18 protein-coding genes are annotated in these 18,013 nt (G+C 49.0%); 2 read left to right on the top strand and 16 right to left on the bottom strand.

All coding sequences use genetic code 11. The features are described 5' to 3' along the window. The first annotated feature begins 202 nt into the window (after window positions 1-202). The gene (locus ABMA60_RS09280; protein ID WP_392801928.1) at window positions 203-586 is read left to right on the top strand and encodes a helix-turn-helix transcriptional regulator; all 384 of its coding nucleotides are present in this window, start codon (window positions 203-205) and stop codon (window positions 584-586) included. Beyond that, entirely contained in the window at window positions 583-1,851 is a 1,269-nt protein-coding gene (locus ABMA60_RS09275; protein WP_392801925.1) for a type II toxin-antitoxin system HipA family toxin, read from the top strand. The genes ABMA60_RS09280 and ABMA60_RS09275 overlap by 4 nt, the downstream gene beginning before the upstream one ends. Before the next feature lie 390 nt (window positions 1,852-2,241). On the opposite strand, the gene ABMA60_RS09270 is transcribed toward ABMA60_RS09275, so the two are convergent. The 16 genes from ABMA60_RS09270 to ABMA60_RS09195 all read right to left on the bottom strand — a co-directional run bounded on the left by ABMA60_RS09270 (window position 2,242) and on the right by ABMA60_RS09195 (window position 17,983). Continuing rightward, complete coding sequence (locus tag ABMA60_RS09270) at window positions 2,242-2,496, bottom strand: hypothetical protein (RefSeq protein WP_392801923.1); 255 nt, start codon at window positions 2,494-2,496, stop codon at window positions 2,242-2,244. A 670-nt stretch (window positions 2,497-3,166) separates the two neighbouring features. After that, a complete protein-coding gene (locus tag ABMA60_RS09265; protein WP_392801920.1) occupies window positions 3,167-3,523 on the bottom strand; it encodes a hypothetical protein in 357 nt (118 codons plus the stop codon). A gap of 86 nt (window positions 3,524-3,609) precedes the next feature. Next, window positions 3,610-4,566 (bottom strand): hypothetical protein, encoded by a 957-nt coding sequence (locus ABMA60_RS09260; RefSeq protein ID WP_392801918.1) that lies wholly within the window; start codon window positions 4,564-4,566, stop codon window positions 3,610-3,612. Between the two features lie 91 nt (window positions 4,567-4,657). Next, complete coding sequence (locus ABMA60_RS09255; RefSeq protein WP_392801916.1) at window positions 4,658-5,470, bottom strand: DUF2971 domain-containing protein; 813 nt, start codon at window positions 5,468-5,470, stop codon at window positions 4,658-4,660. 104 nt (window positions 5,471-5,574) lie between these two features. Continuing rightward, entirely contained in the window at window positions 5,575-6,276 is a 702-nt protein-coding gene (locus ABMA60_RS09250; protein ID WP_392801913.1) for a hypothetical protein, read from the bottom strand. An 80-nt stretch (window positions 6,277-6,356) separates the two neighbouring features. Further along, window positions 6,357-8,039 carry a hypothetical protein gene (locus ABMA60_RS09245; RefSeq protein WP_392801911.1) on the bottom strand — a complete coding sequence of 561 codons (1,683 nt, stop codon included), beginning with the start codon at window positions 8,037-8,039 and terminating at the stop codon, window positions 6,357-6,359. A gap of 521 nt (window positions 8,040-8,560) precedes the next feature. Next, on the bottom strand, window positions 8,561-9,262 hold the full coding sequence (locus tag ABMA60_RS09240; RefSeq protein WP_392801908.1) for a hypothetical protein: 702 nt from the start codon (window positions 9,260-9,262) through the stop codon (window positions 8,561-8,563). An 83-nt stretch (window positions 9,263-9,345) separates the two neighbouring features. Next, on the bottom strand, window positions 9,346-9,780 hold the full coding sequence (locus ABMA60_RS09235; RefSeq protein ID WP_392801905.1) for a hypothetical protein: 435 nt from the start codon (window positions 9,778-9,780) through the stop codon (window positions 9,346-9,348). A 244-nt stretch (window positions 9,781-10,024) separates the two neighbouring features. Further along, a complete protein-coding gene (locus ABMA60_RS09230) occupies window positions 10,025-10,267 on the bottom strand; it encodes a hypothetical protein (RefSeq protein ID WP_392801902.1) in 243 nt (80 codons plus the stop codon). Between the two features lie 547 nt (window positions 10,268-10,814). Then, window positions 10,815-11,777: an ABC transporter substrate-binding protein gene (locus ABMA60_RS09225; protein WP_392801899.1), complete on the bottom strand. Its 963-nt coding sequence runs from the start codon at window positions 11,775-11,777 to the stop codon at window positions 10,815-10,817. A 5-nt stretch (window positions 11,778-11,782) separates the two neighbouring features. Then, entirely contained in the window at window positions 11,783-12,772 is a 990-nt protein-coding gene (locus ABMA60_RS09220) for an iron-siderophore ABC transporter substrate-binding protein (protein WP_392801896.1), read from the bottom strand. 74 nt (window positions 12,773-12,846) lie between these two features. Beyond that, entirely contained in the window at window positions 12,847-13,761 is a 915-nt protein-coding gene (locus tag ABMA60_RS09215) for a sucrase ferredoxin (RefSeq protein ID WP_392801894.1), read from the bottom strand. A gap of 13 nt (window positions 13,762-13,774) precedes the next feature. Continuing rightward, complete coding sequence (locus tag ABMA60_RS09210) at window positions 13,775-14,842, bottom strand: FecCD family ABC transporter permease (protein ID WP_392801891.1); 1,068 nt, start codon at window positions 14,840-14,842, stop codon at window positions 13,775-13,777. Continuing rightward, window positions 14,842-15,870, bottom strand: coding sequence for a FecCD family ABC transporter permease (locus tag ABMA60_RS09205; protein WP_392801887.1), 1,029 nt, complete (start codon window positions 15,868-15,870; stop codon window positions 14,842-14,844). The genes ABMA60_RS09210 and ABMA60_RS09205 overlap by 1 nt, the downstream gene beginning before the upstream one ends. Beyond that, window positions 15,867-16,736 (bottom strand): ABC transporter ATP-binding protein, encoded by an 870-nt coding sequence (locus ABMA60_RS09200; RefSeq protein ID WP_392801884.1) that lies wholly within the window; start codon window positions 16,734-16,736, stop codon window positions 15,867-15,869. The genes ABMA60_RS09205 and ABMA60_RS09200 overlap by 4 nt, the downstream gene beginning before the upstream one ends. A 146-nt stretch (window positions 16,737-16,882) precedes the next feature. Then, complete coding sequence (locus ABMA60_RS09195; protein ID WP_392801881.1) at window positions 16,883-17,983, bottom strand: hypothetical protein; 1,101 nt, start codon at window positions 17,981-17,983, stop codon at window positions 16,883-16,885. Window positions 17,984-18,013 lie beyond the last annotated feature (30 nt).

Below are 18,013 nucleotides of genomic sequence, written 5' to 3'. Positions count from 1 at the left end.
CAAGGTGCAGTATTGGTTGAAACGCTTTGTGTGAAAGCTTGGAAGCAAATGCTTGAGTGGGAAAGTCGTGAGGTTTTGGTCCAGCAGTACAACATTAAAGCTCAATAGAAAAAGCAACTTATATGTTTCTTTTTCTGTTTTCGATAGGATGAACACCTTAAAAGCAACAAATAAGTTGCCTTCTGCAAAATAAGCAACCAATATGTTGCTATATACTGGAAAAGCAACATATACGTTGACCATGATGAAATCGATACTGCGACAGATAAAACGGCGGCGACTGGCTCTTGGCCTTAAACAGAGCGATATGATGATGCGCGTTGGCGTTTCGCGTCAGCAATATCAGCGTCTGGAATCAAAAGGCAACCCCAGGCTGGATACGCTGGAGTTGATCGCTAAGGGTTTGAATAGCGAGCTTGTACTCATTCCAAAGGAAAAACTAGGCGTTGTTTTGGCGCTCCTTGAGCACGAGAGTTCCGAGCCAGGCAGCGCGCAAAGGCTTCAACCGGGAAATGGGGTTGGGGAAGAGGCAAAGGAAAGTCTTTCAGATGATCCGTGGCAGGGTTTGCTGGAGGATGAATCATGAGTGACGACCGTAGCAATGAAATAAACGTGCTTAAGTTGAGCTTGCACGGAAGATTGGTTGGCTATTTGGCTGGCTTTCAAAACGGTAAGAACGTGCTTAGTTTTGCCGAAGAATTCATAAATGATACAAACCGCCCCACATTCAGTTTGATCACTCATCCAGCATTTCCTCGTTCTAGACAGATACTGTCGGAACCTTGGGCAAAAAATCAAAAATTACATCCTGTTCTGTCTAACTTACTTCCTGAAGGCTCATTGCGTGAGTTAATTGCACGAGAGCTCAAAGTCCATACCGACAACGAGTTCCGTATTTTTTCATATTTGGGTGATGATTTGCCTGGCGCTTTGATCGCCGAGCCTTTGGAGCCTGACGATGTTCCAGGAAATATACTCAGTACTTACGGCGACGTTCGCGCAGTAAGGTTTGAAAAAACATCAGCGGAAAATAAATTTTCGTTGGCCGGTGTCCAAATGAAATTTTCAATGAAAGAAAAGGATGGACGCTACAACCTTTCCAAAAACGGCGTTTTGGGAGATTGGATTGTTAAAACGCCATCCACCCGGCATAAAGATGTACCTCTGAATGAATACACGGCAATGAAACTAGCTGAATCGGTTGGTGTCGATATTCCAGAAATAAAATTGGTTGAACTGAATAAACTCGACAATCTTCCTCCGATAAATCTACCCGATGAAAAGCTAGCTTTTGCAATTAAACGTTTTGACCGCAATGGTGACGCGCGCATTCACATGGAAGACTTTGCCCAGGTTTTGGTCAAATATGCGCATGAAAAGTACAACAACGCCAACTACGAACAAATCGGCCGACTCATTTACAGTTACTCTGGCAACAGCATAACTGATGCACAACAGTTAGCCAGAAGACTACTCGTTAATATTCTTCTAGCTAACGGCGATGCGCATTTGAAGAATTGGAGTTTGATTTATTCAGACACATTCACGCCCCGACTTTCACCCGCATACGACATCGTCACCACGAACGTCTATATCGATGGTGAAAAAAATTTCGCGCTCAACTTAGGAAAGACTAAAGATTGGTACGCCGTCTCAATGGAACATTTTCAGTCGTGGGCTGATCATGCTGAGATTCCCTGGAGAGCCATTAAACCGCACTTGGATGATGTAATGGATAAGGCTCGAACTCATTGGCGGGAAATGATTGAAGACCTTCCAATGAATGAGACGCACAAGGAAAAATTGCAGATACACTGGCGTAATTTGCATGACGATTTTCGAATTAACTAAGGTTTGAAAATTCCGCTAGTGCTGAACAAGGGATTCAACAATCTGTAACGTCAGATAAAAAAAACAGGTTTGTGGGGGACTACAGATGCAATGATGATTAAGCGGTCAATCCGCCTTGACACGAGTCTGGTCAGGACACGGTTGATTTAAACCGAATGGGTGTTTTAGACAGTCAAGTGCGGATCTCATCAGGGCCCGGGGTATTCTCAAGAAACCCCAATCAGAAGGCCGGATATATGTCAGTACGACTGTACTTTGCATCATTCCTTTGATTGATAATGGCAGTGACAAAATAAAACAAAGGCGTTGGGCTTTCGCCCAACCTGAAGGCCGCTATGCCTTGACAGTGGTCGGGCGTCCATATATGTCTTGTTAACTAACTTGCTTGGTTTAACCTTCTGATTCGGAAAGCAATGTCCACAAGATCTTGTAACCATTGGCGATGCCAACGCCTGAATCTAAGCCAGAGTCTAAAATTACATTGACTCCCTCGTCTTCGAGTGGGTCTTCGGTAAACAATCCATCTAAGTGGAGGGATGAGACATCCACATATTCGCCATCCTCAAGCTCCGTATGTAACTCGTAAGTGGCCACAAGTTCATCGGCTTTATAGATCAATACCTTATAATCTCTCTCGATGCTCATAGAATCGCCTGCAATGCATAATCTATGGTTAAGATGCCGGAGCGAATACATAACTATTGCTAAAAGTAGGTGTCTTGCTAGCCCCTTGCTCCTCTAATTTGATCTAAGCCATTTACCCTGCTATTGGTTAGATTGGTCGCTGTCTGACTTGGCTTCAAACTAAACCATTATGAGGAACAAAACTATGGCTGTACGACATACCCCTCCGAACGGTGAAAGTATCGTGCACAAAGGGCAAAAAGGCAGAGATACAGGTTGCGGAATTGATACCACTAAAAACCCATCGCATTGGACAAATACCAATAGTGCTATCACCTGCAATAAAAATGGATGTAAAAACTAAAGGCTAATTGGGCGCCCACTTAACGACTTCCTAAGGTGGGTGTCCTATTAGACTACTTATTAGACTACTAATTAGCGCTTGCAAAAAACTCGGCTATCGACGAACACCCGGGGCGTTCTGCCTCAGTGCTTTTAACTCAATAAATCTTTCTCGAAAAATCCGCCGACTGATCTTCTTCAGTGATTTATCGTGCCTGAAATTTGGCATTGATACTGCGTAGATGTTTAAAAACCAATATCGAACGCATCAACTGTTTATATCGCAACTAAAATGTTTTGAAAGATCATTGGTTCAATGGTGTTTTCGCTAGGGTGGGTGTCCTTTTAACTAACGTTGGTCATTGAAACTCCAGCTCTCTTTTCCATCTTTGGAGTAACAGGGGAAGAAGTACCAGTATGAACCTTCCCCGATTGGCAGCATGTCACCTGAGTGTGTGCAATCACCATAGAATTTTAGATCACCTAATCGAATAAATGCAGCAGCTGTATAACCTTCCCAGTTATTCTTTATTTCCGTTTTAATGAAGCCTTTATTTGCAGATTCAGTTATCTCATTTAGTATTGGTGCCAACTCGGAAACTCTTTTGAAGGATTTCTCTAATGTTTCTTGATTAGGCAAGTCTTCCTTTTGAAGTTTGTCTAAGTCTGAGTTAACTAGTTTTCTTATCTCTTTTTTTAGACTCACTCGAAACTCTTTTTCCTATTGCACTTAACGCCTAAAGCACGGGCGAAAAAGCCAGAGTGAAGCGGCATTTTTGACGTCCTGTACCTTTACTTGTTAGATGTTTCCTGACTAAATAGCGGGTCTCTTTTTAAGCGTATATTGATCTCTTTTTCATCAATACTTTTAGCCTGATCTAGTTGTTCCTGAAACTGCAAATTCAAAGATTTTTGTATTCTTGCTATGTTGTAGTGTACGACTGCTTTTGACGAAGACGCCATATCAACTTCTTCAGCTAAATGCACTAAAACATTGAGCATATTTTTGCGATCTTTTTCATTTGATGCGATGGCATCTGCACCGATAAGATCTGCTTCAACCCAATATCTCCTTGCACTACCGGAGTTTAGGTACTCCCTCGCTTTTTCGGGGAACCCGTATAGAGAAAGAAGAGAAGCTATATTGTCCTTTTGGCTACCTGATGAAATCGAGCCACCTCGAAGCAGCTTAAATATAACCAGAGGAAAAATTTCTCGATATCTCTTATTTGACAACATGAATGCAAAAATACCCGCATAAGCAGCAGCAAGGGCAATGCCTATGGCGGGTTTAATTTCACTTTTTGTTGCCCCGATCTTTTCTCCCACTATGCCTTTAGCCCGTAGTGATACTTCGGGCTCTGAAGCCAAAGTTGACTGATTTTTTAATAATACAGATAGACTAAGCCCTTCGTTTGGGTTCAAGCTAGTTATTGATAACGTCACTGAATCATCTTTAATATCTTTTTGATATTTGATCGCATTATCAATACGTATATTTGATTTCTCTATCTGTGACTCAGGGAATCGTATTATTAGGGTTATATCTTCCGCTGTTTCATCTCCACTATTTGAAACCTCAAATTGCTGAATGAAAACTTGGCTACCGCTATCGTCAAAGGGAATACTTCTTACATAGTTGTATGTAAGCTCAGGTTCCTTGGTTTGCCACCAAAAGAGAAAAATTCCGGTCCCTATGGTAACAATGGCCGTGACTAACCCAGTTGCTAATATTGATTTCCAGTTCATAAATTTCTCTCTGAGCAGAGCCTACATCTAACGCCCTGGCTTTACGGCGTGCCGGAGCGCCAGCGTAGGTACGTCCGCCAACAGCCATTGGTTAGCTTTTGTTGATAGATGGTTTTGCAACGAGTTTCCATGAGTGAACATCAGGTTCACATTGCATCATCTTCATATCTTTTCTCCCCCAGGACTGGAGCACACCTTTCAACTCTTCATCAGTAACAGAGCCTTCTTTGGTAACATTTCGATATAAATGCCGCCCCAAGTATATTTCCTTAAGTGAGTTCTCCGGCACATCAAAGCAGTATAGAGGTCGACCAGAGACAGTCACCTTATTCCATTCACGATAGCGACCGCCACCAGTGTGATAACCGAAGGGGATATCCTCTATATTCTTTACAACACGGACTTCTTCTTCGTATGCCCACTCGAGAGACTTATACAGAAAAGCTCTCTTCATTAGGTTGAAGGCACTCGAGTCAAAGCGGAGCCTACCACCAATATTCAGTAGCTCATCTTCGCCAATCATGGGGAGATCGTTGTGCGGCTTCGTAGCCGAGTAGATCATCTCTCCGTACTGGCCTGGAATCACATTGCTTTGCAGGTCTGAAAAGCCTGTCAAATCGCAATCGAACCCAAGAACTACTCCTTGATGAGAGTCTCCATAATGCGACCACATAAGCGCGTTTAACGGCTGACGAGTCAACGATAAAACACCGTATTTCCTCGAGAAATGGGTTCTACAAGCATCCGTGGCGGTTTTCGCGCTTATAGACTCATCGCTATCTTCAAAACCAAAGGCTGTGCATTCAAAAGGGTCGTTCAAATCTTCAAGACATGAAAATCCTAGTGACAGGGTTTCAATCACCTTTCGAGCAGCACCAAAGGACATGTACTTGTATAGAATCATGAACCTGCCTCAAGAGAAGCTAACGCCGCAATAAACGGACCGAAAAGCGTAGCTTATTGGGTCCGGTGGAGGCCCAAAGAGCCAGAACGAATTTCACTGCCTTGTTATGTGTAGTTCTTGGTACTCTCTCGCAGCTTATCTATATTCACAATTGGTTGGTCGAAATCCTTGGCCTCAAGGGTTTCCAGCCTATGGACCGCAATATTTCTAAAATTCTTCGTTTCCTGCCAGAGCTCTTTGATAGGTTGCTCGGCTTTATAGAAAATCAATGCCCCCGGCCTATGATCAGGCAAATTCATAGATTTAGCTCGATCAATAAGCTCATGCTCGAAGATGCCCCACTTACCCAAAAATGTACCCAGTTTCTTTTGGATCTGGCTCTCTGAAATCAGAGATAGCTCAACTTTAAAAAGGTTTTGAAATAACGTTTTGGCCAAAGACAAATAGGTTTGCACCCTAGCAATTTCTACAGTTATTCCATTACCAGAGTGATATAACTGATTCCGAATTCTGTGATACCACTCGATTTCATCAAGACTAACACCGGTAAGATTTTCACCTGCGAATTCTTCAAGTAAATCTAGAAGAAGAGGAAATGAGTTGCTCGCCTCTTCAAGCTGCTTCCGAGAGGGTTTACCTCCTTTGTCTTTGCGTCGAGGTAGACCGAGATACGTTTTGATCATGAGTTCGACCGCATTATCAACGCTGATCATGGCGATTCGTCTGTCAAAATCACCGTCATGTGCAATATGATCTACAGCGTGCTGAAGTAATTCTTTTGGTCCTTCTGACCACGGTCCGTCCATTGCCTACCTCTTATACATAACGCCGCGCTCTGCGGAAAATTTGGAATGCAGCGAAAAATTTGTCCGACAGCAGCGCCTTGTTAAGCATTTTTCTTATGAATATCGAAAAGAAGACCTACTGGTGATTTCTTCACTTTCTTGTTTTCATCTGCGAGGTCTCTAATTGATTTTGGAATGTCTTTTAATTTCGGCACATCAAACATTTGACCTGCTGCTATTGTAGCCATACCCCAAACAGGAGTTCCAGTGACTGCGGCGGCCACTTCAAGCGAGCCAACAACTAACCACGAACCAATATCTTTGCCTGCAAACTTCCATTTTCTACTACTGAGATCATCTATATTTTTTTGGTGTTGGCTAAATGCTAAATTTATATTATCGAAAATCTGGTCTCGACTGCGATGAAAATTAGCAGGATTGACTTCAATTAAATCATTTACCCCTTTACCTAAAATTTCTCTAATCTCTTCCATTGCGCCTTCTTTTCGTATTTCAATTAGTGCTTCTGGAGGGATGTTTCCAATCCAATGCATCTCACCTGTTGAAAGATCACTAAGGCCTTTAACGACATGGAGGTCTTGAGAATTTAATTCTGACTCAGCTCTTTCAGCATCGTACTCCATCTTCCATACGAGGTACTGCCAGGATGTCGGAGCATCTATCATCGGAGTGCCATTTAAGCGTCTTGCTTTAACAAGCATTTCGTTGCTGACAGACATGCGGCCAAGAGCTTGACTCGCTAACGCTACTCCGGGAGCAATTTGACCAAAAGGCTGCATATGTTCACTTTTCATTGCCTTTTCTATTTGGTCTCCAATATCTTCATCCCAATCTGTGTCGAATAAGACTCTACTACCGTCAGATATTTCAGCGACGGTTCTTTCAATTGAGTCCAATGAACCACAAAAGTCCATTAACTCTTCGAAAGACTCAAAATCTCGACCAAACAATTTACCCGCGTGAACTAATGAATCCTCTCTTCCTAAACGATTGAAAAACTCCCGTTCGCCTTCTTGCAAGACGCCCATATCAGGCAATATAACAACTATCGGATATTCTACATCTGCACACGCCAGCTCCCTGTATTGCAGGATGTTCATTGCGTGTTTCATGAAGTAGTAGGCTTTATCCGCGAGACTATAATGTTCGAAAATTACTTTAGACCTTAAGAAAGGATCTGGAAGAATAATTGTATCGGTATATATACCACACTTAGACGCGATATTTTCATCATGCGAAGGAAAAAGATCACCGCCAAAAATGCCCTTTACGTTGTGATGCATATCTTCGACATGGATGTGTGCTATTTCGCCAATGCCTTCCCAAAATTGATCTATCACATCAAGAAACTTATTGAGATTTTCTGTTATTTCTTTTATAGAACCTTCGCTATTTTGTGCCGCCATTCCTGCATCATGAGGAGTCATTCCTCTTTGATTCATAATCTTAAAAAAGCTTCCAAAATTGTCTTCAATGAATTTAAAATACATATTTTGTATTTCACTCAATGAAGCTTCTTTTTTAAGCTCCTCACGATCATGCATCGCGGTGACTGCTAGCGCCATAGACCTTACAAGACCGTCCACAGTATCGAGATCTACCTCACCATCTGGACCGGTGCGAACAGCAAGAAGGCTCTTCTCCACATCAAGTCCTTCAGCAATCCTTATCTTCCCTTCTTTAAATTGCTCTTGAAGAATCTTCAAACGTCGGCGAAGCCTTTGTTCATATTCAACTTCTTCGATTGACTTATCTTCGCTCATTTAGAACTCCAATTTCGATGAGATGCTTAACGCCGTAAGCAGCTGCGGCTTTATAGTGGATTGTTTTGCGCTAGCGGAGCGTTAAAGCGCAAAACAAGGAACGGAAAGGCAGTCAGACTGACTTCCATTGCTAAGCCAGTAATTTCCTAGCGTCAATATGCTTGAATCTCCCCTGCTCATCCAGATAAAAACCATGCAAAGGCATATTATATTTTTCAAGTATAGACTTAATAAAATCGACTGGACTTTTACCCTTTATTATCTCTCCCTGAAGACTATATTTTGGATAGTAGAGTATCCCAAGATTTGCATGCACGAAGTAGATTCCTAGCCCAATAGCATTTGGAGATAAGGAGGCAAAAAAGGTGACGCCGTAAGCTCCACCTTCGAAAGGCAAATAGGACACCCATCGTAGTGCATAGCGGTTAAGGTAGGTGTCCTATTAGCTCATCGCTATCGTACTCTTCATTATCATTAGTCATTTACTTTTCTCATATATTGAATCTTGATCTTCATAACATCTAATCAGCCGATGCGTTAGCGGTCGGCTGAATTGAATCGTTAGCTGGCTTGACTTTAGACTGTCTTTTTTTCGCAATATGATAAAGCCCGTCTTTATATGATTTACCTTGCCAAATGAATGAAATACATACAAGCACTGACAGAATAATGGAGACCACATAGTACCAATTAATATCGGCGGACTTATTCAACTCCGGCAGCGAGTAAATAAGAAATAATATCCACAACAGGAACACATATATACTGATAAGTATATTAACCTTTGACACCGAAACTTCTGCTGGCCCTGTAATAAAATTGGAAGCACGTTGACACCCATTCATTTCATCATTTCGCTTTAACTCGATTTTATATAGAGGCCCGGTGATACCGTCCTCTAATATGTCAACATGTTTTTCCCAGTTTTCCTGCCAGTACTTACTTCCTTTATTTACACACACCCAACCAAATGAAAACACCAACCCTATACAAGATAGGAAAACAGAAAGATCGGTTCTTAAAGGTGAGTCAGATGCCTGCACAGCTAAGAACGCAGCAAAAGTAGCACCGATAAATGTCCAAAAATAAGTAGCCCTTTTCCAGTAAAGTTCGATTTCAAATTTACGAATATCGACAGCCTGATTAAATGCTGCCAACTCCTTTCCCCTAAATTCTTGAGCATATTCTTCAGGAGATAATGTTTTTGTTGTCGTATTCGTCATCTATCTCATATCTCTGATTTCTACTTACAGCTAACAGCTTATTTCTTGTCACTTACGCCTTTGGAACTAACAGGACACCCATCTTAATGATTTCCTATGATGGGTGTCCTGTTAACTTCACTAGGCTCAATATCCTCGTGTGCAACAAACCCCGAGATGGCGTAATTCCTTAGTACATGTTGGAGTTGACCAGTTTTGACCTTAAAGGAAGCAAGGTGGCTTAAAAACAATCTGAAATGTCCAACTTTCCAAAACGTAGCCTCTTTAGGGGCGCTTGAAGAGTACGCGTGGTCTAGTTCTAACTCGTCTGCGATACTGAGCACCAAATCTTCTTTCGCACCGGCCAATAGCTCCTTAACGTAAACCCACTTGCTATTAACACTCGGTTGGAAATCCCTGCAGTCAATGCCGTAGGCACCGAGAAAAACATCGATGTCAGAAAAGCCCATCTTCGACTGGAGTTCACCGCCAATTCGATCAATGAGATTAATGAGATTAATTCTGTCTAATACCTTCATCGCGAAGATTTCTTTCTCACATAACGCCCACACCATGCCCGGCTTTGTAGTGAAGGAAAAGCCTCAACGAAAAATCCGTCGTTATGCCTCCGACTGTTATAAATCAATTGGTTACTGACGCAATATTCGTTCATCTTGCCCCCTGTATTGAGTATTAATGACAAGCGCAACGGCGCCAGCTTGCGAGCGTCCGGCACCTAAAGTGGCGAATTGCCGCGCATTGTTATGACTTGAACAAAGATAACTAGTCATACTTTAGGTACGACGAAACATCCCTTACCTTTGCCATTTCTTGATCAATATGTTGCTGGTTGCAGCCTTGCGATTTTAGCCAATCTTCAATGCCTTTTAGATAATCCGCATAGCCAACATTTTCTTTATTCGCTGCTTCAAGTAGCTCCGCCGCTCTCTCAGAATCATTTGCGTGACCGGCAAACTTCTTGTCGGCGACGCCAAAAGCGCCTGCTATTTTGTCTTTCCAGCTCATAGGACCTCCGATTTCGATTTAGTCATAACAGCCTATTCATTGTCACTTACGCCTCTTATTTAGGCGCAACCTTGGTTCCACGTAACCACAGTATTTTCAGCTATCGTATATCCCAGTGTGGTTGAAGGCTTACTACCGCTAACATCAATTCAGAGAAACTGTCCCCGACGCCTATTCCTTGTATCAGTATCTCCAAAGACGCGAGCCTTGTTTGCTATCAACACCTATTCGAAATAAGCAACGGCATCTCCCTTAAGCTCTTCGCAATAACCACGCTACCGCCAGGCCGGTTACAGGGCACACCAATGGTATTACTTGTCATCAGACGAAATCTGCGGTGCATCTAGGGTTAACGCTAAATGTGATGGAGTTCAAGATTAGGTGGCGCGGATGTGTCCGCTTTGGGGGAGTGAACGATGTTCAATAATGTTCAGAACGCCTTCCTTGGCGATGGGTTCAAAACGATAGAACCCGTGCTGGCGGGGCCTGGCGCTGTTATTCCTGATCGCGCCCATTAATACCCCGCCATGGCTTTACCAGCTATCTATCAGTCAGCTTTTTTCTGCCAATCCCGCCCAACAACATGCGTGGTCAACAAATCCAAATTCAGTTCCAACGCACTGAACGCGTAGCCGAAGCTGGCGTAGGGGAAGAACAGCACCTGGCCTTGGCGGCAGGCGTGGAGTGCCTGGCACCAGCTGGGGAAAAAGCTGTTTAGGCCAGCGCGCACGGCTTCGGGGCCGTCTTCTGGGGTGCTGCCGTAGAAGTTGATCAGGAAGTCGGCGTCTATATCCATCAGCCGTTCCGGGCTGAGTGAGATCTGGCGTTCGTCCATTTGCGCAATCCAGTCGGGTAACGCTAGGCCGAGGTCGTCGATGGCGACGGTTAAGGCGCCTAGGTCGCGATACACGTAGAGGGCGTCGCCGGCGGGAAACGAGAACACCACGCTGATGTCCGGTTTGGTTTCCAGCGCTTCGAAGTAACCGCGCGTTTGCGCCAACTTGCGTTGATAGTTGGCGTCCAGGCGTTGGTAGTTGGCTTGCTGGCCGGTGATCTCGGCCAGGCGTTGCATGCCTTCGCGCACCGGATATTCGTTGGGATCGATGACCACCGTTGGCGCAATGCGCGACAGTGGTTCGGCCTGGGTTTCGATCATGGTGATGATCAAATCCGGCTGCAGGCTGGCAATGCGTTCGTAATCCAGTTCGTTGTAGCTGCCAATAAAGTCGATGTCGCTGTTGGCGAAGGTGATGCCGAGCAAATCCGGTACGGCGCGCAGGTAGGGTTGGCCTTGGGCATCCAAACGGCCTGCACTGCCGACCAGCGGTACGCCCAGTTCCAGTAACGGTAAGGTCAGGCGGTTGTCGTTTTGCGAAATCACCCGCTGTGCTTGCAGCGGAATCTCGACTTCACGACCGGCGTCGTCGATCACGGTCTGGGTTTCGGCCAGTGCCAGCAATGGGCTAAGCAGCACAGCCAGCAAAAGCGTTTTCAGCGCGTTTAAGGTCATGGCGATTAATCCTGTTCGGGAACTTGGGTGTTCGGGTCGCCATCGATGGCGGTTTCTATCAATGGCACCAGCAGATCGACCGCGTATGGCAGGCTCAGCAGCGTGCCGTAAGACAGCGCGCCGTTGCGCTCGGAGGTGTCGGGCAGGAAGATTTCACGGCCTTCTTGGTAGGCGCGTAATTGTGGCCGCAGCGGCAGTTGTTCGATCTGTTGGCGCGAATCCGCCGAGCTGTACCAGAACAACAGGTCGGCATCCAAACGCGGCAGTTCTTCTTCCGACAGGGTGATGTAGAACTCGCCCGGCTCGGTCAGCGCTGTAACTTCGGGCAAGACGGTCAGGCCCATGGCCTGGATCAACGCCACCGAGGTGTCTTCGGCGGAATAAACACCCACGCTGTTGTTCCAGTAGGTCGCCATCACGAAATTTTTGCCCCGCCAATCGGGATGCTGATCGGCGGCTTGTTGCAGGCGATTTTCGACCTCGGCGATGCGCGCTTCAGCCGCGTCGGTGCGATTCAACACCCGGGCGACCAGGCGCGCGCGTTGGTCCCAGGTCAGCGCGTAATCACCAACACCCGGCGGCACCGCCACCACGGGGGCAATTTTGCTCAACTGCTGATATTCCTGAGCGGTAATGCCGGAGCGGATGGCGATGATCACATCGGGTTCGGTGGCGGCAATTTGTTCGAAGTTCAGTTCACCGCGTAACACTTGCGGTTGTTTGGTGACCAGCGGCTGTACCCAGGGCCAGTAGCTGTTGTCGTAATCGCCAAACCAGTAACGCACCGTTAGCGGTTGGTAGCCCAGTGCCAGTAAGTTATCGCCACCGGCGTAATCGATTGAGGCGACGCGTTCGGGTTGGGCGGGAATGACAGTGGTGCCGAATTTGGTGTCCAGACTGAGCGGGTATTGGGTGTCGGCCTGAGCAAACGCAGCGGCGACACTGAGGGCGAGTAAAACGGCGTAACGACGGAACACAGAACCAGGGCAGCGCATCTTATATCCTTCACTTGGACCAAAACGTTAATGATAACAATTCCCATAACGTTTTGTGATGCGCTTTGTCGAACTCAGCTTACCGCTTCAACAACGACTGGCTGCCAGGTGTCGTAAACCGCCGGTGGCAGGCCTTCGTCGATATCCGCACAGGTGCCGTAACGAACGCTAGTGATGGCTTCAAGCTGTACATACAGCGCGCCCTCAGCACTGACGGACTGCCAGTGGGCGTGGAAATCGAGACCGCCTGCGCGGCTTGCAGGCAGCTCGGTCAGCTCAATGTTCAACGGCACTGTGCCGGCCGATTGCAAATGCTCACGCGCCGCCACATCAGCGACTTGCTGCGCCGGGCTTAACCGGCCATCGCCACGGTAGTTGGGCAAATAAGGTTGGTCGGCCAGCTCGGCCTGCAACAGCGCGCCGGCCTGCTCCGGTTCGATGCGACCGTATTTGCGCAGCGCCGGAAACATCAGCGCCGAGGATGCCAACCGACAGCCGCCCAGATGGCTGCTCTGCCAGATTTCAAAAGCGTCGTCATAGGCTTGCGCCGCCTGATCCAGAGCTTTGAAGGCGGCGTTGCCGAACTTGGCGCAGCATTTGTCTTTTACGCCGTGGGTGCAGCACAGCAGGATGCGGCTGTGCACCGCGCCAACCTGCCAAGGCGCCAGCGATTGCTGCTGTTGCAGGGCATCGAGGAATGCAGCCAGTTCCCCGCGTGGGACGTTAAAGGCCAGACATTCGGGCATTAAGTAAGCGCGATGCACATCACCGCCTTGATCGGCGCGATGGATCAGATTGACGCGACGGCCGGCAGCCACCAGGGCGCGAATCTGGTCGGACACCTCCGGCGTCATCGACTTGGCCTGATGGTAGGTCCGGGTCCAGTCGCCAATGGGCCAACTGAGTAAGAGGTTATTGGGCAGATGCGCTGCGGTACCGGGCAGCGGCTCGCCAACCTCTTGACTGTATTGAGCGCAAAACTGCGTCATCGATGACTCCGCGTTAGAAGGTGCTTTTGGCCTGAGCCCGGTGCAGCAATACCACAAAGAACGGCACACCAATGATGGCCGTCACCAAGCCCGCCGGAATCTGTATGGGGGCGAACAGCGCGCGACCAAGCAGATCGGCCAACATCACCAGCAGCGCACCCAGCAGCGCCGTCAGTAACAGGTGTAACCCGACCCCGGCCCGGGCAAGCCGGCGCGCGGCGTGAGGCGCAATCAGCCCGACAAACCCCAGCGGGCCAACCACCGCCGTGGCAATCGCTGCGAGCGCTACCGCCACACTGATCAGGGCATAGCGGACCCGGCGCGCCGATACGCCCAGACCAATAGCGGTATCTTCACCCATCTGCAGCGCCGCCATGGCACGCGATAACCCCAGCGCCAGCGGCAACAGCAGCACCAGCCACAGGCTCAGCATCTGAACATCCGGCCAGCCTGCGGTGTGCAGACTGCCGCTGAGCCAGGCCAGCGCCGATAAGGCGCGCTGAACATCGCCGTAGGTCAGCAAGGCAGAGGTAATGGCGGTAATAAAAGCCGCCATGCCGATGCCCATCAAAATAAAACGAATGGAACTGCCGCCCTGTCGATTCCAGCTTAATGCCTGAATCAACGCAGCAACGATCAGCGAACCGCAAAAAGCCGCCCAGGGATACCAACTGCCGGGCAGCTGCGGCCAAACAATGGTCAGCGACACCACCGCCAGACCGGCGCCCTGTGAAATACCCACCAACGCCGGGTCGGCCAGGCCGTTGCGGGTAACGTTTTGCAAGGCAGCGCCCGACATGGCGAGCATGGCGCCCACCAGCGCCGCCACCAGGGTTCGCGGAAAGCGGAATTCCCACACCACGATGGCGCGGTCTGATTCAGCATGCAGGCCGTTCAGCACCTGCCACACCTCGGCCGGTGACATCGAATAACTGCCCAGCATCAAACTCAGCGCCAGCAGCGCCAGTAACGCCAGACACATCCCGACTAACGCCAGCAAGGGTTGGCGTGGCAGTCGCAATGCCAGGCGTTCATTGGCCAGACGCAGGGTCCAGTAGACAGAAGGGGATGCTTTAGCCATTAGCGCGCTCGCTGCCGAACCAAGTGAATAAACAGCGGCGCCCCGACCAAGGCGGTGACAATGCCGGTGGCGATTTCCTGTGGCCGCAGAATCAGCCGGGCGATGATGTCGACGCCGAGCAGATAAGCCGCGCCGATCAACGCCGAATAGGGCACGATCCAGCGGTAATCGGAACCGAAAAACAGCCGCACGGCGTGAGGAATCACCAGGCCGACAAAGGCCAGTGGGCCGGCCAATGCCACGGAACCGGCAGTCAGCGCGACCACACAGAGCAGCGCCTGCACTTTCAGCCAGCCGGTGCGCACGCCCAAACCAAGCGCGACCTCATCGCCCATCGCCAATATCGTCACCTTGTTGGCCAGCAGCATGGCCAGCGCCAGCGCAATACCCAGCCACGGCAACGCCACCCAGATCAGATCCCGACCGGAACCGGCCAGCGAGCCGACCAGCCAGACGCGCAGCTGTTCAAACGAATCCTGATTGAGCAGATGCGCCACGGAAATCAGCGCGGTCAGAAAAGCAGTAATGGCAGCGCCGGCCAGCGTCAGAGTCAGCGGCGTGGCGCCACCGGGTGCCCACTGGGCAATCAGCCAGACCACCAGCGCCGCCACCAAAGCCCCCAAAGCGGCGACCCAGGGCAACCAGAAACCGTCGAGCCAGTTGAACACGCCAATCACCATGACCACGGCAAAAGAAGCGCCGGCCATCAAGCCGAGGATATGGGGTTCGGCCAGCGGATTACGCGTCACGCCCTGCAATAAAGCGCCGGACACCGACAGACTGGCGCCGACCAGCACCGCCATCAGCGCTCGCGGCAAACGCAACTGACGCACGATGATGTGATCAAACTGACTGGGATCGAAATGCAGCAATGCCTGAAACACCGTACCCAGCGGCACCGGGCGCGCACCTACGGCCAGATGCCAGGCAAATAAAACGGCGATCACCAACAAACACAGCGGCAAAGCCGACAGGCCCAGCCACAGATGCTGTCGTGATCCAGGGTTGGCGACGGCGGCTGCCGTCATGCGATGCGGGCTCCAACCTCAACGGTCGACGACACCTCGCCTAAAGAGGACGGCACGCAGAGCAGGCGTTGCGAATGCGGATCGCGAATCACATGCGCATCCAGATCGAACACCGCCTTCAGGTTAGCGCTGTTAAAGATGGCTTCCGGCGTGCCGGACTGCTCAATGCGACCGCTGCGCAACATCACCAGCCGGTCGGCATAGGCGGCGGCAAGGTTCAGTTCGTGCAGTACGATCACCAAAGTACGACCGGTGTCGTGGGCCAGCCGCACCAGCATATCCATCAAGTCGACCTGCACTTTCAGATCGAGAAAGGTGGTCGGTTCATCGAGCAGAATCAGATCGGTTTCCTGCGCCAGCACCATGGCAATCCAGCAACGTTGACGCTGACCGCCGGACAAACCATCGACCGGCCGGTCGGCAAACTCCATCACCTGCGCGGTTTCCATGGCGCTGTTCACCGCCCGCTCGTCGTCACTCGACCACTGGCGCAGCAGGCTTTGGTGCGGAAAGCGACCCTGCCCGACCAGTTCACGCACGGTCAAACCTTCCGGCGCGATCGGCCCCTGCGGCAACAGGCCGAGTTTCTTAGCCACTTCGCGCGTCTTGCTGCGATGAATGTCTTCACCATCCAAAATCACCTGCCCCGAACGCGGCGACAGAATACGCGCCAACGCTTTCAGCAGCGTCGACTTACCGCTGCCGTTGGGGCCAACCAGAATGGTCACTTCACCATCGGGCACTTCAAAATCGACACCATCGAGAATATTGGCATCGTCATAACCCACAGTCAGGGCTTCGCCATGCAAACGGCTGCCGGTGTTGTGAGAGTTGCGGGAAGAGTTAGCGGTGGAATTCGCAGTCATGGGCACTCTTGGAGGTCAGAGCAGAAGAATCTGTAGGAAGGGAATGGTATTGCGAATTGGTTGCATTTTCAAACTTGATGGTGGTGCGAGCGGGTATGAAAAAGCCGGGCTGGGCCCGGCTTGATGGTGATATATGAAGGTTAAACTTACATCGTTACGCCGTAATAAATTGCAGCGCTTCCGTTACCAGACTCACCGCCGTTAAGGAGGAAAGTGCCGTCGCCAGTCAACTGCACATCCCAAACACTACCAGAGCAGCTGACCGTAGTGCCCGAATCGAAGTCAAAACAACTTGCTGGAAGTGGTGCCGTACCACCCGTTGTTGCTGTCCACGTCACAGCGGTATCGCTGAACGTTCCATCACTATTTCCTTGCACGAAGAAATCGACCTCGATGGACATCGTATGATTTGGCATAAAATCGTAGGTATATTTCTTAACACTCATTTTCGCAAAACTATCGCCTTCCGCAGAGCGAATAATGTGTACATTGCCTGGATTGGCAACATTGGCATTTGGACTAGCCGCTCCATGCACAAGAGCTGTTCCTTCACGATTTATCGCCGCTTCAAATTCATCGCCCGTAAACGACAAATCATTGAGGTCGTAACTTGCCGCTAAAACGTCGTTAGCCTTGCCCGGTTTATCGCTTGAGTTTGCGTTGGTAAACACCGACACATTAGCGCTGCCATTACTGTTGTAGTACTGGCTTTGCGCGGCCGCTAGCGCCACCTGTCGGTCTTCACCGAGCGTTACGGAAGTTCTGCTGAAGGCGAGATCAAAGTCGCTCGTTGATACGCCTTCAGAAGTGCCGCTTTCATCAAAGACTAAGTACGCCGCGCCGGCGGATGCATCCAATTCAATCTCATTAATGGTGTGCGCTTCCAAGGGTTCCAGCTGTCGGTATCGAACAGTTACATGGCCACTGACATCCGAATCGTTGTAGTAGTTTGACATCTGAAACAGCGTAACAATGTCGCCATCACTAGACGCAGCGCCCGCATTTTTCAAAACGAACACACGATAGTTCGGATAAATGCCATGACCGCCCTTCAGGTCATAGGCGTACCAAGGGTTTTTAACCAAGGCATTGGTGAAACGATCCGTCGCAAAGGCACTGCCAAAAATGCTGTTACCGTCGGTGATGGGTATTTGTTGCGCCCCTTCTTCACCGTCCTCAGTCGGATTGCAGCCTGCCAATACCAAGACGGAAAACAGCACCGGCAATCCCAGTTTAGAAAATGTCATATCTCCTCCCATTATTTTTAATGTTTTAAA

It is taken from the genome of Saccharospirillum sp. HFRX-2, from assembly GCF_043196805.1.
In the GTDB taxonomy this organism is placed as follows: domain Bacteria; phylum Pseudomonadota; class Gammaproteobacteria; order Pseudomonadales; family Natronospirillaceae; genus Saccharospirillum.
Note: the sequence above shows the minus strand (reverse complement) of the source record. Positions and strands in the feature narration are given on the sequence as shown.

Coding starts and splice junctions, on each gene's coding strand:
- ABMA60_RS09230 (WP_392801902.1), bottom strand. CDS start 10,267: ATGAGCTGGAAAGACAAAATAGCAGGCGCTTTTGGCGTCGCCGACAAG.
- ABMA60_RS09245 (WP_392801911.1), bottom strand. CDS start 8,039: ATGAGCGAAGATAAGTCAATCGAAGAAGTTGAATATGAACAAAGGCTT.
- ABMA60_RS09260 (WP_392801918.1), bottom strand. CDS start 4,566: ATGAACTGGAAATCAATATTAGCAACTGGGTTAGTCACGGCCATTGTT.
- ABMA60_RS09240 (WP_392801908.1), bottom strand. CDS start 9,262: ATGACGAATACGACAACAAAAACATTATCTCCTGAAGAATATGCTCAA.
- ABMA60_RS09200 (WP_392801884.1), bottom strand. CDS start 16,736: ATGACTGCGAATTCCACCGCTAACTCTTCCCGCAACTCTCACAACACC.
- ABMA60_RS09195 (WP_392801881.1), bottom strand. CDS start 17,983: ATGACATTTTCTAAACTGGGATTGCCGGTGCTGTTTTCCGTCTTGGTA.
- ABMA60_RS09235 (WP_392801905.1), bottom strand. CDS start 9,780: ATGAAGGTATTAGACAGAATTAATCTCATTAATCTCATTGATCGAATT.
- ABMA60_RS09205 (WP_392801887.1), bottom strand. CDS start 15,870: ATGACGGCAGCCGCCGTCGCCAACCCTGGATCACGACAGCATCTGTGG.
- ABMA60_RS09210 (WP_392801891.1), bottom strand. CDS start 14,842: ATGGCTAAAGCATCCCCTTCTGTCTACTGGACCCTGCGTCTGGCCAAT.
- ABMA60_RS09280 (WP_392801928.1), top strand. CDS start 203: ATGTTGCTATATACTGGAAAAGCAACATATACGTTGACCATGATGAAA.
- ABMA60_RS09220 (WP_392801896.1), bottom strand. CDS start 12,772: ATGCGCTGCCCTGGTTCTGTGTTCCGTCGTTACGCCGTTTTACTCGCC.
- ABMA60_RS09275 (WP_392801925.1), top strand. CDS start 583: ATGAGTGACGACCGTAGCAATGAAATAAACGTGCTTAAGTTGAGCTTG.
- ABMA60_RS09250 (WP_392801913.1), bottom strand. CDS start 6,276: ATGGACGGACCGTGGTCAGAAGGACCAAAAGAATTACTTCAGCACGCT.
- ABMA60_RS09215 (WP_392801894.1), bottom strand. CDS start 13,761: ATGACGCAGTTTTGCGCTCAATACAGTCAAGAGGTTGGCGAGCCGCTG.
- ABMA60_RS09270 (WP_392801923.1), bottom strand. CDS start 2,496: ATGAGCATCGAGAGAGATTATAAGGTATTGATCTATAAAGCCGATGAA.
- ABMA60_RS09255 (WP_392801916.1), bottom strand. CDS start 5,470: ATGATTCTATACAAGTACATGTCCTTTGGTGCTGCTCGAAAGGTGATT.
- ABMA60_RS09225 (WP_392801899.1), bottom strand. CDS start 11,777: ATGACCTTAAACGCGCTGAAAACGCTTTTGCTGGCTGTGCTGCTTAGC.